At 67.9% G+C, this 15,219-nt stretch carries 13 protein-coding genes and 1 pseudogene; 7 read left to right on the forward strand and 7 right to left on the reverse strand.

Annotation, left to right across the window (positions count from 1 at the left end; translation table 11 throughout):
- The first annotated feature begins 123 nt into the window (after positions 1-123).
- The 4 genes from GJV80_RS01585 (at position 124) to crcB (ending at position 3,438) form a co-directional block, all read left to right on the forward strand.
- Positions 124-1,299, forward strand: coding sequence for an acyltransferase family protein (locus GJV80_RS01585; RefSeq protein WP_230208020.1), 1,176 nt, complete (start codon positions 124-126; stop codon positions 1,297-1,299).
- 100 nt (positions 1,300-1,399) lie between these two features.
- Positions 1,400-2,626 carry a Gfo/Idh/MocA family protein gene (locus GJV80_RS01590; RefSeq protein ID WP_230208021.1) on the forward strand — a complete coding sequence of 409 codons (1,227 nt, stop codon included), beginning with the start codon at positions 1,400-1,402 and terminating at the stop codon, positions 2,624-2,626.
- Between the two features lie 18 nt (positions 2,627-2,644).
- A complete protein-coding gene (locus tag GJV80_RS01595; protein ID WP_230208022.1) occupies positions 2,645-3,067 on the forward strand; it encodes a CrcB family protein in 423 nt (140 codons plus the stop codon).
- Positions 3,067-3,438, forward strand: coding sequence for a fluoride efflux transporter CrcB (crcB, locus tag GJV80_RS01600; RefSeq protein WP_154686416.1), 372 nt, complete (start codon positions 3,067-3,069; stop codon positions 3,436-3,438). The genes GJV80_RS01595 and crcB overlap by 1 nt, the downstream gene beginning before the upstream one ends.
- Before the next feature lie 13 nt (positions 3,439-3,451).
- Here the strand turns inward: crcB and GJV80_RS01605 are convergent, their stop codons facing one another.
- The 3 genes from GJV80_RS01605 to GJV80_RS01615 form a co-directional block, all read right to left on the reverse strand.
- A complete protein-coding gene (locus GJV80_RS01605; RefSeq protein WP_154686417.1) occupies positions 3,452-4,429 on the reverse strand; it encodes a hypothetical protein in 978 nt (325 codons plus the stop codon).
- Positions 4,430-4,545: 116 nt separating this feature from the next.
- Positions 4,546-5,895, reverse strand: a complete 1,350-nt coding sequence (locus GJV80_RS01610) for an MFS transporter (RefSeq protein WP_154686418.1) — start codon at positions 5,893-5,895, stop codon at positions 4,546-4,548.
- A gap of 140 nt (positions 5,896-6,035) precedes the next feature.
- The gene (locus GJV80_RS01615) at positions 6,036-6,746 is read right to left on the reverse strand and encodes a hypothetical protein (protein WP_154686419.1); all 711 of its coding nucleotides are present in this window, start codon (positions 6,744-6,746) and stop codon (positions 6,036-6,038) included.
- Between the two features lie 172 nt (positions 6,747-6,918).
- Between GJV80_RS01615 and GJV80_RS24840 the strand changes: the two are divergent.
- The 3 genes and pseudogenes from GJV80_RS24840 to GJV80_RS01630 all read left to right on the forward strand — a co-directional run.
- Positions 6,919-7,515, forward strand: a pseudogene (locus tag GJV80_RS24840) (DUF4192 domain-containing protein); the annotation flags it as partial.
- 71 nt (positions 7,516-7,586) lie between these two features.
- Positions 7,587-8,000, forward strand: coding sequence for a DUF4192 family protein (locus GJV80_RS24845; protein ID WP_370518807.1), 414 nt, complete (start codon positions 7,587-7,589; stop codon positions 7,998-8,000).
- A 9-nt stretch (positions 8,001-8,009) separates the two neighbouring features.
- The gene (locus tag GJV80_RS01630) at positions 8,010-9,830 is read left to right on the forward strand and encodes an SAM-dependent methyltransferase (RefSeq protein ID WP_154686422.1); all 1,821 of its coding nucleotides are present in this window, start codon (positions 8,010-8,012) and stop codon (positions 9,828-9,830) included.
- Between the two features lie 14 nt (positions 9,831-9,844).
- Here GJV80_RS01630 and GJV80_RS01635 read toward each other — a convergent pair whose 3' ends face one another.
- The 4 genes from GJV80_RS01635 to GJV80_RS01650 form a co-directional block, all read right to left on the reverse strand.
- On the reverse strand, positions 9,845-12,265 hold the full coding sequence (locus GJV80_RS01635; protein WP_154686423.1) for a [protein-PII] uridylyltransferase: 2,421 nt from the start codon (positions 12,263-12,265) through the stop codon (positions 9,845-9,847).
- Complete coding sequence (locus GJV80_RS01640; protein ID WP_154686424.1) at positions 12,199-12,537, reverse strand: P-II family nitrogen regulator; 339 nt, start codon at positions 12,535-12,537, stop codon at positions 12,199-12,201. Before GJV80_RS01640 ends, GJV80_RS01635 begins: the two co-directional genes overlap by 67 nt.
- Positions 12,534-13,886 carry an ammonium transporter gene (locus tag GJV80_RS01645; protein WP_195909113.1) on the reverse strand — a complete coding sequence of 451 codons (1,353 nt, stop codon included), beginning with the start codon at positions 13,884-13,886 and terminating at the stop codon, positions 12,534-12,536. The genes GJV80_RS01640 and GJV80_RS01645 overlap by 4 nt, the downstream gene beginning before the upstream one ends.
- Before the next feature lie 690 nt (positions 13,887-14,576).
- Complete coding sequence (locus tag GJV80_RS01650; RefSeq protein ID WP_230208023.1) at positions 14,577-15,200, reverse strand: peptide deformylase; 624 nt, start codon at positions 15,198-15,200, stop codon at positions 14,577-14,579.
- Between the last annotated feature and the right edge of the window lie 19 nt (positions 15,201-15,219).

The following is a 15,219-nucleotide window of genomic DNA, read 5'->3' on the forward strand; positions in this document are numbered from 1 at the left end:
GTCGTCGTTCGTCCCCCGTGGCGCCGGTCCAGCTAATAGCACGTGGACAACTGACCCCCGAGTGGTCTACCTTAGGTTCGTTACTTGACTAACTAACCACAGAACCAACGAAGGGGCACAGCTGTGACCAATGAGACAGTGCTCCCGGAACCGGCGGCCGACAGCCGACCGACGACCGGGACGAGAACCAGCCCGGCGACCGGACCAGCGGCAGGTCTGCGGGGGCGGCTCGGGTACCTGGACAACCTGCGCGCAGCGCTGACAGTGCTCGTCGTCGCCCACCATGCCGCGATCACCTACTCGAACCTGCCGCTGTGGTACTACACCGAGCCGCGGGACAACGCATCCGCGACCGGGTTCGTGATCTTCCTGGCGGTCAACCAGATGTATTTCATGGGCTTCTTCTTCCTGATCTCCGGACTGTTCGTCCCGGGATCGGTCGACCGCAAGGGGCCGTGGCGGTTCTTCCGGGACCGGCTGATCCGGCTCGGCATCCCGCTGGTCGGATTCTGGTTGCTCATCCGGCCGCTGCTGGCCATCGGCTCCTGGCCGGAGTACCGCAAGGCCGGATTGTCACCGCTGGCCTTCTTCCTTGCGGGATCCGACCCGGGGCCGATGTGGTTCGTCGAGGTGCTGCTGGTCCTCGGCCTGGTTTACGCGATCTACCGATCGGTCCGCGGCCGATCACTCGACCAACAGCGATCGGCGGTCGTTCCCGATGCGCGCGTCGGCAACCGGATGATCATGCTGCTGATCGGCGTGCTGACGGTGGTGACCTACAGCTGGCGGCTGGTGGTGCCGAGCGGCACGTACTGGCCGATCGTCGGGCTGCCGACCCCGTACTACCTGCCCCAGTACGTGTTCCTCTTCGTCGTCGGGCTGCTCGCCCAGCGCAGGGGATGGTTCTCGGCGTTGACCGTCCGGCAGGGCTGGGCAGGACTGGTGATGGCCCTGGTCGCCGGCGTCCCCGCGCTGGGGTTCTCCACCGTGCACGGGCCGGCCTACCTGGCGTCGGTGTTCTGCGAGCAGGTCTTCGCGGTCGGCGTGATCATGGCGTTGCTCGTTCTCTTCCGGACCCGGATCAACCGGACCGGTGCCGTCAGCCGGTTCGCCTCCGGCCAGGCCTTCGCGGTGTACGTCATCCACCCGCTCGTCCTGGTCGCGGTCGCCCGGTTGATCGCGCCGCTGGCCGCGCCCGGTGTGGTCAAGTTCGCAGTGTTGGTGGTCATCGCCGTCCCGGTCTGCTGGGCGGCCGCCTACCTGCTGCGCCGGATCCCGGGAGTCCGACGGGTGCTGTGAGGCTGCGCCGGGCCCGGGGCGGAAGGCAGCGTGTGGATCCGGGCCGGGCCGGGTCACATCCCGGACCCGGCCTGTGCCCGGTTCGCAGGGACCTGAAAGGATGATCGGCGTGAAGATCGGCGTCATCGGAACCGGACAATTCGCTCGCAGTTTCATCGGGCTCTGGCAGCTGCACCCAGATGTCGAGGAGGTGTATGCGACAGACCTGATCCCGGAACGGGCCGAGGAACACCGGCAGAGGTACAACCTGGCCGGCACCTTCTCCGACGTGGACGAGCTGCTGGCGTCCGACGTCGACTCGGTCGCGATCATGACCCAGCGCTGGACCCATGGTGAGTTGGCTCTGCGGGCCCTGGAGGCAGGCAAGAACGTCTACTCCGCGGTGCCGATGGCGATCGCGGCCGAGGAGATCGAGGCGATCGTCGCGAAGGTCGAAGAGACCGGCCTCATCTACATGATGGGGGAGACCAGCTATTACAACCCCGCCGTGGTGTGGGCCAGGGGAAAGATCGCCGCCGGCGAGCTGGGCCGGGTTTTCTACTCCGAGGGCGATTACGTCCACGACATGGAGAACGGCTTCTACGCCGCCTATCAGTACAGCGGCGGTGACGACTGGAAGAAGACCGCCAGCTACCCGCCGATGCTGTATCCCACCCACGCCATCGGCGGCGTGCTGGGCGCGTTGCCGACCCATGCCACCAGCGTCAGCTGCATCGGCATCGTCGATGACCGCGGCGACGGCGTGTTCGACAAGAACGTCTCGCTGTGGGCCAACGAGTTCTCCAACATGTCGGCGCTGTTCGAGCTGGCCGACGGTGGGGCGATGCGGACCAACGAGTTCCGTCGGGTCGGCTACTGGAATGGGCACGAGTCGAGGTTCCGCTTCTACGGCACGGAATCGGTGATGGAACAGACCGGGCACGGTGCGACCTGGAGTGTCAAGACCCCGGGTGAGGACTACGCCAAGGGTGAGACCCTCGACATCAGTGATCTCTTCTACACCCACGACCACCAGCTTCCCGAGGACTTCGGCGACGTGGATCCCGCGTTGATGCAGAGTTTCGCCTCGGGGACTGCCAAGGTTCATGATCGTTCCCGGCTGCCGGTCGAGTTCGAGGGTGCACACAACGGCCACGAGGGTTCACACCACTTCCTGGCCGACGACTTCGTCCGCGCCGTGACGGGCAAGACCCAGCCGCCGGTCAACGCCTGGACCGCCGCGCGGTTCACGCTGCCCGGTGTGGTCGCCTACGAGTCGGCCAAACAGGGAGGTACCCGGCTGCCGATCCCGGACTTCGGTGACGGCCCGGAGAAGCCGTCCTGGTGATTCGCGAGCGCACGCCAGGTGCCACCGTATCGGCGGCCGGGATACCTGCTGATCGTTGCGGTCGGCGGTGCGATCGGCACGGAGACCAGGTTTCAGATCACCGATGCGGTGGCGCCGGCCATGTCGGCGCCGGCGATCACCTTCGTGATCAACGTCGTCGGCAGTCTGTTGCTCGGTGTCGTGTTGGAGAAGCTCGCCCTCGGCGGACCTGATCAAGGCGTACGGCGCCGGTTGCGGTTGTTGCTCGGCACCGGCTTCCTCGGCGGCTTCACGACCTACAGCACACTGGCCGTCGACGTCGCCACATTCCTGTCCCACGGTGACGCCGGAACCGGGATCGGCTACGGGCTCGGGACGGTGATCTCCGGGGTGCTGGCAGCCGCTGTCGGCGTCTGGCTGGCGGCGGCCTCCCATCGCCGCCCGTCAGCGGGGGACCGATGATGATCATCACCGCCGTCCTACTGGCCGTCGCCGGCGGTGTCGGCGCCGCCTGCCGGTTCGCCATCGACGGCCTGGTGCGCGGCCGGACCTCCCGAGCGTTCCCGTTCGGAACCATGATCATCAATCTCAGCGGATCCCTGCTGTTGGGTCTGCTGGCCGGCATGGTCGCCACGGGGCTTCCGTCCCAGGCGCAGACCGTCGCCGGCACCGGGTTCCTCGGCGGTTACACGACCTTCAGCTCGGCATCGGTGGAGACGCTCCGCCTGATGCAGGAGCGCCGCTGGGCGGCGGTGATCAGCAACGGTCTCGGGATGCTGGTGCTCAGTTCAGCTCTGGCGTTGCTCGGCATCCTGCTCGGCGAGCAGCTGTAGCCGGGTCGTCGGGTCAGGCGGGCTGGTCGGCCGCGCCGACCCGGAGCGAGAGCCGTGCGGTGAGCTCGCCGCCGGCCGGCAGCCGCAGGGCACTGGCGGAGATCCGGCGGGCGTCGTGCAATCCATGGGCCGGCCAGCTGCTGCTCGGCGTCAGCGCCAGGAAATAGCCGGTGCCGAACCACGGATGGCCGTCGGTGCCGCCCGCCTCGAGGTTGTACCACAGGTAAGGCCAGGGGTCGGCCTCCCAGTCCAGGGCCACCGTGCAGTCGATCATGCGGTTGGTGATCGTCGCCCGGGTCTCGGCCAGATCTGTCAGGTAGGCCATCCGGTTCTCCGACCCGGCTTCCGGCAGATAACGGAGATTGATCACCGAGGCCCGTCCCGGAGTCCGCGGCCAGGGCATGACGTCCTCATAGTCGGAGTCGTAAAGGATCGTCGCGTCCGGATGGACCAGTGCGGTGCCGCACTCGACCTCGGCGTCCTTGCTGATCAACGGCGGGCCGAACTGTACGGTGCTGCCCCACATCACGTCCCGGTCGTCGACCCCGAGGTTGCGGACGCTCTCGGCCACCGTGACGGTGTCGTCGGCGATCGTGATGATCTTGGTCATCTCCACCGGGCTGCGCCGGAGACGGGTGCTCATCCGGATCTGGGTGTCGGAGAGTTCATCGACATCGAACGGTGAGATCCTCGCCTCGCCGTCGAAACCCTGATCGGCACCTTCGACGGTCACCGTGTCGCCGCCGTTGGGAAAGATCGACTGCCAGCCACCGGGATCTACGTCGTATCGCTGCACCTCGGCGGTGGCGCTGAGCTGGGGAATGCCGCGGGTCGGCAGCCCCCACGGCGTCTGGTGCAACAACTCCAGGCCGTCGGTGGTCCGCCGCAGCGAGGTGATCGCGGCGCCGAATTCCGGCAGGACGTCCACCGTCAACGACGACGACCCCAACCGCACGACCGGCCAGCCACGCACCGCGAACTGCTCCACCATCTGTTGGTCCTCCTGCTGGACGTTCCCCGCCCGCCGGGTGCCCCGGCGGACGGAGCAGAGCCTACCCAGCGCCGTCCCTGCCGGGGTCAGCGTGCCGGGGTTCAGCGTGCCGGAGTTCAGGTGGTCTGGGTGTCCTTGGTGTGCACCCGGACGGATTCGGTGATCCAGCGCAGTGGCAGGAAGCCGATCAGGCAGATGACCGCCAGCACCAGGTAACTCGCGGTGAATCCCCAGTGGTCGATGATCCAGCCCGCCACCGGCGTCGCCAGCAGACCGGACAACGCGAAGGCCAGCCCGATCATCAGGCCCATCGCGGAGCCCGCGTATTTGGGCAGCGAGTCGATCAACAAGGCGTACGCGACCGGAAACGGTGCGTTGCGGAACAGTCCCCAGAAGAGCAGCACGAGCCAGCCGCTGGTCGCTCCGGAGATCAGGATCATCGCCAGCAGCGCGACCGTCCAGCCGACGATCAGGAACCGCATGGCGAATTTCCGCCCGGCGCGGTCGGACCAGGTTCCCCACGCGACCTGACCGATCCAGCCGGTCAGCCCCGAGGCGCCGGCGATCAGGGCGGCCTGGCTCTGGCTGACGTGGTGATCGACCAGTTGGGTGGTCAGGAACGTGCTGGCGCCCGCCTCGCACCACAGGAAGAGGAACATCAAGATCATCGAAAGCCAGACGTTCCTGTTCCTGACGGCGGCCTTGATCGGCGCGAGCCCGGATCGGGTGCTTGTCGTCAGTTCCGGCAGCGGGCGTGTCAGGTTCTTGGCATCGATCCAGTCGTAGACCCGCTGCTGGTTGAGTTTCCTGCCGACGATGATCTGGGCGATGATGATCGGGATGCCGATCATCGGAATGATCAGGAACGCCTCCTGCCAGCCCGCCATGCCGAGCACCAGTGCGATCAGTGCGCCGGTCAGGAACTGGCCGAGCGGAAACCCTGTGTGGTGCACGCCGACGGCGAACCCACGGTGTTCCTTGGGCCACCATTCGCTGACCAGCGCGACGTTCACCGGCTCGGAGCCGCCGCGGCTGAAGCCCATCGGAATGCGCAACAGCAGGAAGGCGACGAAGCTCCCGGCGAAGCCCCAGGTGAGCGCACCGCCGATGATGCCGATCAGCATCGCGATGTTCCAGGTCCAGGTCCGCCGGTAGCCGGTGCCGATCCGGTCGCTGATCCAGCCGAAACCCAGGGCGCCGACCAGTGTTCCGAAGAAGAACACCGAATTGACGAATCCTGCCTGGCCGTTGGTCAGGCCGAACTCGCTCTTGATCGCCGGGAGCACGGCCGGCAGAATGCCGGCGTCGACCGAGGTCATCAGGATCGCCAGCGTGGTGATCACCAGAGTGACCCAGGACAACGGATGCCCCCGCGGGATGACGGACCGGGAGCCCGGATTGAGCCCCGCCTGCAGCGGTCCGCCGCCCGTCCTCGCGTCGCTGTTTGAATCCTCGATCTCGGTCATGCCACGTCCTCTGTCTCGAGATGGTCAACCGGTGCGGATCGACTATGGCGAAGATCGCCACAGCTCGCAAACGTTTGTCGATTGCTTACCCACTCTTGCGGGAGCAGCAACCTCACCAAGGCGGGTCGGCGGGAGACCGGTCAGGCGTTGATTCTCAACGCGGTGACCGACTCCAGCAAGGAGTTGCTCATCAGCAGCGTCACGGCTCCACGGGGCATGTCGAAGGCGATGTCACCGGTCGCCGACTCACCCGGGCGCAGCACGCCCTCGCCCAGCAAGGGCGGCGTGGCGCCGACCTCGGTGGTCTGGAACAGGTTTCCGCTCTCGTCGAAGGTCTGGAAGAACTCCGGTCCGTAACTGACCCGGCCGTCGGTCGCGCTGATCTTCAGCCGCAGTTGCAGGAACTGGCCGTAGCGGGGTGCCTGCGCACCGGCGTCGGTCCAGCCGTGCGACACCAGAGTGAGCTGGCCGCTGCCCTCGCTCGAGGTGAAGCTGATCGAGTTCGGCCCGTCGCTGGGCAGCGCGGACGCCGACGGTGTCGGAGACGGCGACGCCTCGTCGCGGACGACCTGCTGGTCGCTGCGGAACGCACGGATCGACGCGATGACCACGACGAGGACGACAACACCGATCACGGCAGCGGTGATGATCGCCGGCATCCGACTGCCCTTCGGGGGCTCGGGACGTGGTCGGTTTCCGTACGGCTGGTGCTGCGGTCCCTGGTGGGGTCCGTACGGCGGCTGCGGCCCGAATCGCCCCTGCTGACCTGGACCGGTCGGCCCGCCCGCATCGGGCGGCGCGAAATCCGGTCCTCGGCGGTCCGGACCGAGCTCGGGCGGATTGGAACTCATCGCGTCAAACCTACCGCCCCGTCGCGGCGATCAAACCGTGATTCACGGTACGAACCGGCGCCGCTCGGCGCCCCGACGGAGGGTTGTCCACAGGAAGGCGGGTGGGACGGGTTGTCCACAGATTCGTCCCAGGGGTGAACCAGCAGGCGGTGCCAGTCCCAATGTTCTAGATATGACCAGCCCATTGCTTCCTTCACCAGTGCCCTTCCGCCGTGAGACCAGACGGTTGAAGGCCGACTCACCGGAGGACCTGCTGGCCCTGATGCCGTACCTGCTCGGTTTCCGGCCGGTCGAGTCGCTGGTGATGATGGTCATCGTCGATCGGGTGGTCAAGCTGACGGCCCGGGTCGACCTGGTCGACGACGCCGAGGCCGTTGCTGACCGGTTCGGTGCGATAGCGGTCGCCAACCGGGCCGGCGGTGTGGTGCTGATCGCCTGCAGCTCCGACCCGGACCGGGCCGACGCCATGCTGCTGCCGGTGATGACCAGGCTCGACGGGCTCGCGTCGCTCCGCGTGGTCGAGGCGCTGTACACCAATGGTTCCCGCTGGTGGTCCCGGTCGTGTTCGGACGCCTGCTGTCCGGCCGAGGGCACGGCGTACCGGACAGACAGCAACCCGTTGGTCGCCGAGGCGGTGTTCTGCGGGATGTCCAGTCTTCCGGACCGTGCCGCCGTCGAACGACTGACCGACGGCCCGCCGGAGTCGGAGCACGCGATGTTGGGGCGGTTGGCCGACGGCCTGATCACCGACCTGCTGCGACCGGCACTGCCGGAGCGATGCCGACGGCTGCGTGAGCTGGTGAACGGCTACGTCGCCGCGCGGGAACGGGGGAGCCGGTGGTGCTCAGCGATCGGGACCTGGTCAGCCTGGCGATACTTGCCATCGACGTCAGGGTCAGGGACGAGGCGTGGGCGCTCATCGATCGATCGGATGCCTGGATCCACGTGGAACTCTGGCGCCAGGTGGTCTCCCGGTCGACCCCGGAGCTCGCCGTTCCCGTGTTGTGCCTGCTCGGCCTGGCGGCCTGGATCGCCGGACAGGGCACGTTGCTGGTCTGCTGCCTGGAGCGCGCCGTCAGCCTCGATCCGCGGTATTCGATGACGAGGATCCTGCAAGACCTTCACGCCAACGCGGTTCCGCCGTCCTACTGGGATCGGCTGAAGTCCGGAATCAAGGAAACCATGGATCGGGTGTACGGCGATCCGGGAGGCGCGCGGGACGGACAGCGGGACGGAGACTGCGACGGACACTAGATTGACGCCATGGCAGCACGTGGGCGGCGCTTCGTCGTCTGTGGTGAGACCCTGATCGATCTGGTCCGGGACGAGTCGCGTCCGGGTGACACCTTCTCCAGCGGCTGGGCGGCGCTGTCGGCCGGCGGCCCGATGAACACCGCGGTCGCCCTGGCGATGCTCGGCGCGGACAGCCACTTTCTCGGCCGGATCTCCACCGACGAGTTTGGCCGCCAGCTCCGCGGGCACATGGAGAAGGCGGGTGTCTGCCTGGATCTCGCCGTCACCAGCGACCAGTTCACCTCCCTGGCGGTGGTCAGCCTGGACGAACGCGGCAAGGCCTCCTACGCCTTCCACTTCGCACAGACAGCCAACTTCGACTGGCGCCCGGAGGAGCTGCCGCAGTTGTCGGCCGAGGACTGGATGCACCTGGGATCGCTGGCGCTGATCATCGACCCGGGTGCCCGGATTCTGCTGGACTGGCTGCCGACGGTGCCGGCGCCGATCTCGATCGACATCAACGTCCGGTCCTCGGTGATCAGCGATCCGGTCGAGTACTGGCAGCGCATCGAACCCTGGTTGCGGGTCGTCGGCCCGAACGGGCTGATCAAGGCCAGCGATGACGACGTACGGTTCCTGGCCGGTGACTGGCGGACGGCAGCCGAACGATGGCAGGTCGATTACGATCTCCGGCTGATCGTGATCACCCGCGGTGAGGACGGGGCCAGCGCGCTGACGCCCGAGGGGTGGACGTCGGTACCGGGGTACCGCACCGAACTGGTCGACACGGTCGGAGCCGGGGACACGTTCATGGCAGGCTTCCTGGACGGCCACGTCGGGTTGGGTCTTGATCTCGAGGGAGTCGTTGCGCCGTGGCGCTGTGGCGGCGTCGATCGTCTGCTCCCGGCAGGGTGCGCAGCCGCCGACCGCCGAGGAGATCGCGGCGCTGCAGGAACGGGCGGAATTCTGATCATGGCGCGAGATCGGGTCCTGGACACAGCACTCGGGCCGATGGTGATCTCGGCCGTCGAGCAGTACGAACCGTCAGGGCGCCGCCTGCTGGACGACCCGATCGCGATCCAGATGCTGCCGCCGGCCTTGCGCGCCGCCGTCGGTCCCTGCCGGGTCTCGGCGGTCCGGCGCGCGATGATCACCGCAAGCGAACGGTCGGTGCCGGGATCCTGGGGATCCCTGCTGTGCCGCAAGCGATACGCCGATGACCAGGTGACGGCGGCGTTGCGGGACGGGATCGGCCAGTTCGTGCTGTTGGGTGCCGGTTTCGACACCCGGTCGGTCCGACTGATCGGCCCGCGTGGCGGGACGGCCTACGAGATCGACCTCCCGGAGAACATCACTGCCAAACAGAAGCGGCTGATGGCTGCATTCGGACGTGTCCCGGACCGGGTGCAGCTGCTGCCGATCGACTTCGAACGTGATCAACTCGTCGACGTGCTCACCGAAGCCGGCTTCGCCGCAGACCGGCCGGCGATGTTCGTCTGGGAGGCGGTGACCCAGTATCTGACCGAGCCCGCGGTCCGTGCCGTTCTGCAATCCTCGGCGGTCGCGGCGCGGGACAGCCGATTGATCTTCAGCTACGTGCTGAGGGATCTGATCGACGGCATCGATCTGCACGGCGCGGGCGAACTGCACCGGCGTTTCGTGATCAAGAATCCGATCTGGCGGTTCGGTCTGGCGCCCGGCGAGGTCAAACCGCTGCTGGGGACGTACGGCTGGGCGGTGATCGAGGATGTCGGGCCGGCCGAGTACACCGACCGTTACCTGGCACCGGCCGGACGCCAGCTGCCGGTGATGGAGATCGAGCGGTTCGTCCGAGCCACCAAGATCAGCTGAGCAGGAGGGTCGCGTCAGCCCTGCTCCCCGGCGGCGGCTGCACTGAGCAGCCGGACAGCCTCGGTGCAGCGGGCGGCCGACGGCATCGTGTTGTCCGCCTCCGTCACGTAGAAGGTGTCGATCGCCTGACCGGCCAGGGTTGAGACATGGGCGGACCTGATCGACAACCCGGCAGACGCCAGCGCGGCGCCGATCGCGTACAGCAGACCTCGCCGGTCGGCAACCCGGATCTCGATCACGGCGGCGCTGCGGCTGGCGTTGGTGATCGGCCGGACGACCGGAGGTTGATCACTCCGTGACGCCCGGGCCTCGTGGCGCTGGATCGGCGCCAGCGGGCACTGATCATTGTCGGCGAGCCGGTTCAGCTCACTGGCCAGGTGTCCCGGGTCCGGCAGATCGCCGGTGCTCTCGGCGTCGGTGCGCCAGGTGGTGACGGCGACACCGTCGACGGTGTACACCAGCGCCGACCGGATACCGACGCGGTTGGCCGCAAGCAGCCCCGCGGTGTCGCTGAACAGCCCGAGCCGGTCCGGGCAGGCGATGATCAACTCCGGTCCGCCGGGCTGGTTGTGCAGATCGATCCTTGGACGGCCGTCGTGACGTACCGATCGGGAGAGTGCGATCGCCGCCTCCGAACCGGTGTCCGGTGCCGGCGGTGTGCCCTGGAGCCGGGAGAGCACCTGGTCGGCAAGGTCGTTGATCAGCCTGGCCCGCCACGCCGACCAGGCGGTCGGGCCGGCGGCCCGGGCATCGGATTCGGTCAGTGCCCGCAACATCTCAAGTGTCTCGGTCCGGCCGTCGACGGCGGCGATCAGCCGGTCGGCGGTGGCCGGGTCGCCGTGATCACGGCGGGTCGCCAGTTCGGCAAGGGTGAGGTGCTCGCGGACCAGCAGCTCGACCAGCTCGGCGTCCTGCGGGGTGACGCCCATCGCCAGCACGATGTCGCGGGCCACCGGGGCACCGGCCGTGGCGTGGTCGGTACCGGGCACGCCGACCGATCGCAGCCCCTTGCCGATGTCGTGGAACAGGCAGGCGAGCAGCAGCAGATCCGGGCGCTCAACGGCGGTCAGCTGCCGATGCGCCTCGATCGCGGTCTGTACCGAGTGCCGGTCGACGGTGTGCCGATGGATCGGGTTGTGCTGAGGTTCGGCGCGGATCAGGCTCCACTGCGGGATCCACCGCGTGATGCAGCCGTTCAGCTCCAGGGCCTCCCAGACCGGGGCGAGCGCCGGCCCGGACGACAACATCTCCAGCCAGGCCTCCCGTGCCTCGATCGGCCACGGCGTCGGGAGTGCCGGAGCATGCCGACCGAGATTCTCCGCGGTCACGGGGGAGAGCATCAGGCCGCTCCTGGCGGCCACGGCACCGGCTCGCAAGCCGATCAACGGGTGGCTCGGAGAGGTCCGCCGGTCCAGGCTCACCTCCCCGCGATGCACCACCAGGCCGTACGGCGCCCGATCGAGCTGCGGGCGGCGTCCCTTGAAGATCCGGCGGCTGGGAGCCGCCTCACGGGCGGCCCGGATGGTCAGGTCGACGGCGTGCCCGACCCGCCGCGCAGCGATCGACACCGATCGGTGCAGGTCGTCCGCCGAACCGACTCCCAGGCGTTTGGCCACCTCGTCGATCTCCGAGGCCAGCAGCCGGTCGAGGCTGCGTCCGGACGTGATGTGCAGGGCATCGCGTACGTCCAGCAGCAGGTTGTAGGAGTCGAGGACGCCCTCATGGGGCCGGTCGGTCAGCCAGGTCGCGGCCAGTGCCCGCAACACGGTCATGTCCCGGAAGCCGCCGCGGGACTCCTTGAGGTCCGGTTCCAGCAGGTAGCCGGCATCGCCGAAGACGCCCGCGCGATCGGTGACCGAGGTGATCAGCTCCTCGAGTCGCTTGCGGACACCGTCCCGCCAGGCCTCCAGCAGCCGGGTCCTGGTGGTCCGGGTCAGTGCCGCGTCGCCGGCGATCACCCGGAGGTCGAGCAGTCCGACGCCGGCGGTCAGTTCGTCGGAGGCCACCCGGGCACATTCGGCAGGGGTGCGTACCGAATGATCCAGGCGTACTCCGCAGTCCCACAGTGGGTACCAGAGCCGCTCGGCGAGGTTGTTGATCATGCGGATGCTGCCGTCGTGCAGCAGCACCAGATCGACGTCGGACCGCGGCCCGAGCTCCTGCCTGGCCAGACTCCCGACGCTGGCCAGGGCCACGCCGGTCGCCGGACCTCCGGCAGCGGCGTACAGCTCGCGGAGGGCTGCTTGCACAACCTCGGTCATCGCCCGGCGCCGCTGCGGTCCGTCGTCTGTTGCCCACGAGGATGCGGACGCGACGGCGAGCCGCTCACCGATGAGGTCCCGGCGGCGGCTCGCTGTCACAGGCCGGGTCAGATCGCGTCCAGTCCGCGTTCGCCGGTACGGACCCGGACGATGTCCTCGATGTTGCTGATCCACACCTTGCCGTCACCGATCCGGCCGGTCCGGGCGCTCTTCACCAGGACGTCGGTGATGTCTTCGGCGTCGGCGTCGTCGACCAGGACCTCGACCCTGATCTTGGGCACCAGGTCGACGGTGTATTCCGCGCCCCGGTACACCTCCGTGTGACCGCGCTGGCGGCCGAACCCGCTGGCCTCGCTGACGGTCATCCCCTCGATGCCGAACGCCTCGAGGGCTGACTTGACCTCGTCCAACATATGCGGCTTGATGATCGCGGTCACGAGCTTCATGCCGACACCTCCTGATCATGGGCCACGCCTGCATCCACCTCTGGTGAGCGGGCGAACGAAGCCCGCAGCCCGCCGCTGATGCTTCCGAAATCGTACGCGGACTCGGCGTGCTCGGTCTCATCGATGCCGGTCAGCTCGTCGTCCTTGCTGACCCGGAAGCCCATCGTCTTCTCCAGGATCCAGCCGATCGCGTACGCCAGCAGGAAGCTGTAGATCAGCACTGCGACCGCCCCGATGAGCTGGCGCCAGATCTGGTCGAAGCTGCCGCCCAGGATGCCGGTGACCCCCGCCGGCGCGTCGGCGTCGGCGAAGATGCCGACGGCGATCGTGCCCCAGAAGCCGCCGATCAGGTGGACACCGACGACGTCGAGCGAGTCGTCGAAGCCGAGCTTCCACTTCAGGCCGACAGCGAGTGCGCACAGGATGCCGGCCAGGAAGCCGAGGATGATCGCACCGAGCGGGCTGACCGATGAACAGGACGGTGTGATCGCCACCAGGCCGGCGACGACGCCGGACGCGGCACCGAGCGAGGTGGCGTGCTTGTCCCGGATACGTTCGATCAACAGCCAGCCGAGCGCCGCGGCACCGGTTGCGGTCAGAGTGTTGACGAAGACGACTGCCGCGGTGTTGTCGGCAGCGACCGCCGAACCGGCGTTGAAGCCGAACCACCCGAACCACAGCAGACCGGCGCCGATCATCACCAGCGGCAGGTTGTGCGGACGCATCGGATCGCGCTTCCAGCCGATCCGCTTGCCGAGCACCAGGGCCAGCGCCAGGCCCGCGGCGCCGGCGTTGATGTGCACGGCTGTGCCGCCGGCGAAGTCGATGGCCTTGAGGTTGTTGGCTATCCAGCCGCCGACGTGGGTGACTGTGCCGTTGTCGTCGGTCACGGTGAAGTCGAAGACCCAGTGGGCGACCGGGAAGTAGACGACGGTCGACCAGATCAGCGCGAACACCATCCAAGTGCCGAACTTCGCACGATCGGCGATGGCTCCGGAGATGAGAGCGACGGTGATGATCGCGAACACGGCCTGGAACGCGACGAACGCCATCGGCGGAAGTCCCGCCCCGGTGTCCTTCATCATTCCCTTCAGGCCGAGCTCTTCGAACGGGTTGCCGAACAACCCGCCGGCCACGTCGTTGCCGAACGCGATCGAGTAGCCGTACAGCACCCAGGTGACGGCGACAAGACAGAGCGCGCCGAAACTCATCATCATCATGTTGAGCACGGTTCGGGCGCGGACCATGCCGCCGTAGAACAGCGCGAGCCCAGGTGTCATCAACAGAACCAGGGCCGCGGACGTGAGAATCCAGGCAGTGTCGCCGGAATTCACTTCCATGACAGTCATCGGCAAATCCCTTACGGCGTGAGGATCACGGACTCCCCGGACCGTGATTGCGGCCAACTTTGCTTGAACCGTGTTGCAGGAGATCGCGCAGCGGTGTTACGAGTGTGTTTCGTCGGCGTGCTTCCTCACTCCCCGTACGACCTGCCCGTACGACCTGCCCGTACGACCTGCCCGTACGACCTGCCCGTTCCCCGGCCCGGCCTCGGCCGGTGGTCTGCCCGCCATCGAGGTCGGCCCGCCGTCGTGGTCGGCCCCGCCATTCCGCAAGGTCAAACGTTGATCGTGCGGCTCCGACACGCCGATGCGGGTAGCCGTACGGTCAAACTTCGAGGTTCGGATCCCCGGGGGACGGATCTCTCGTCCGCATCCCCGTGGTTGGCCCGCCATTCCGCAAGGTCAAACGTTGATCGTGGGGCTCCGACACGCCGATGTGGGTAGCCGTACGGTCAAACTTCGAGGTTCGGACGCGGGGCGACGAGGTTCGGACGCGGGGCGACGAGGTTCGGACGCGGGGCGACGAGGTTCGGACGCGGGGCGACGAGGTTCGGACGCGGGGCGACGAGGTTCGGACGCGGGGCGACGAGGTTCGGACGCGGGGCGACGAGGTTCGGAGGCGGGGCGACGAGGGAGGGGATCGGGGCGACGAGGGAGGGGATCGGGGCGGCGAGGGGTTGCGGCGGAAGCGTCGGGTCAGAAGCCGAGTTCGGTACGGGCCACTTGCAGATCGGCGCCCGCCCACCACTGACTGTAGGCGGCGTTGCTGGCCAACGAGCGCAACATCGCGCGGTCAAGGTAGAGGATCCCGTCCAGGTGGTCGGTCTCGTGTTGGACGATCCGCGCCTGCCATCCGGTGAAGCGTTCGACGACCGGGGCGAAGTCCTCGTCCACACAGCGCAACTCGACGGTGACTGCTCGCTCGGTCGCCGCCTGCCAGCCCGCGACCGACAGGCAGCCCTCGTACCAGCTCGCGGTGTCGTGGCCGATCTGCCGGTATTGCGGATTGACGATCACGGTGTACGGCAGCGGCCGGCGGTCCCGCGCGGCGGCGACCTCCTCCGGCACCACAGCGGAGTCCTCCAGCACCGCAACGCGCAGGCCGAGCCCGATCTGCGGCGCAGCCAGCCCGACACCCGGTGCGGCGAGCATGGCCTCACGCATCGCCGCCAGCAGTTCGGCGAACAGCCCTCGGTCCAGGTCGGCGGGCACGTCGACGGCCCGGCGGCGGAGCACCGGATCACCCGCCTGGACGATCACCAGCGGCTTGGGCTGCTCCAGCACCGCCCGGATTGCGTCGTCGATCGTCGTCGTGTCCACGCCCGGAAGCGTACGACCA

The organism is Microlunatus sp. Gsoil 973, from assembly GCF_009707365.1.
Lineage (GTDB): Bacteria > Actinomycetota > Actinomycetes > Propionibacteriales > Propionibacteriaceae > Microlunatus.

Excerpts from the sequence above, each read along its gene's own strand:
- GJV80_RS01630 (WP_154686422.1), top strand. The coding sequence starts at position 8,010 with ATGGCAGCACGTGGGCGGCGCTTCGTCGTCTGTGGTGAGACCCTGATC.
- GJV80_RS01615 (WP_154686419.1), bottom strand. The coding sequence starts at position 6,746 with ATGAGTTCCAATCCGCCCGAGCTCGGTCCGGACCGCCGAGGACCGGAT.
- GJV80_RS01610 (WP_154686418.1), bottom strand. The coding sequence starts at position 5,895 with ATGACCGAGATCGAGGATTCAAACAGCGACGCGAGGACGGGCGGCGGA.
- crcB (WP_154686416.1), top strand. The coding sequence starts at position 3,067 with ATGATCATCACCGCCGTCCTACTGGCCGTCGCCGGCGGTGTCGGCGCC.
- GJV80_RS01590 (WP_230208021.1), top strand. The coding sequence starts at position 1,400 with ATGATCGGCGTGAAGATCGGCGTCATCGGAACCGGACAATTCGCTCGC.
- GJV80_RS01645 (WP_195909113.1), bottom strand. The coding sequence starts at position 13,886 with ATGACTGTCATGGAAGTGAATTCCGGCGACACTGCCTGGATTCTCACG.
- GJV80_RS01640 (WP_154686424.1), bottom strand. The coding sequence starts at position 12,537 with ATGAAGCTCGTGACCGCGATCATCAAGCCGCATATGTTGGACGAGGTC.
- GJV80_RS01605 (WP_154686417.1), bottom strand. The coding sequence starts at position 4,429 with ATGGTGGAGCAGTTCGCGGTGCGTGGCTGGCCGGTCGTGCGGTTGGGG.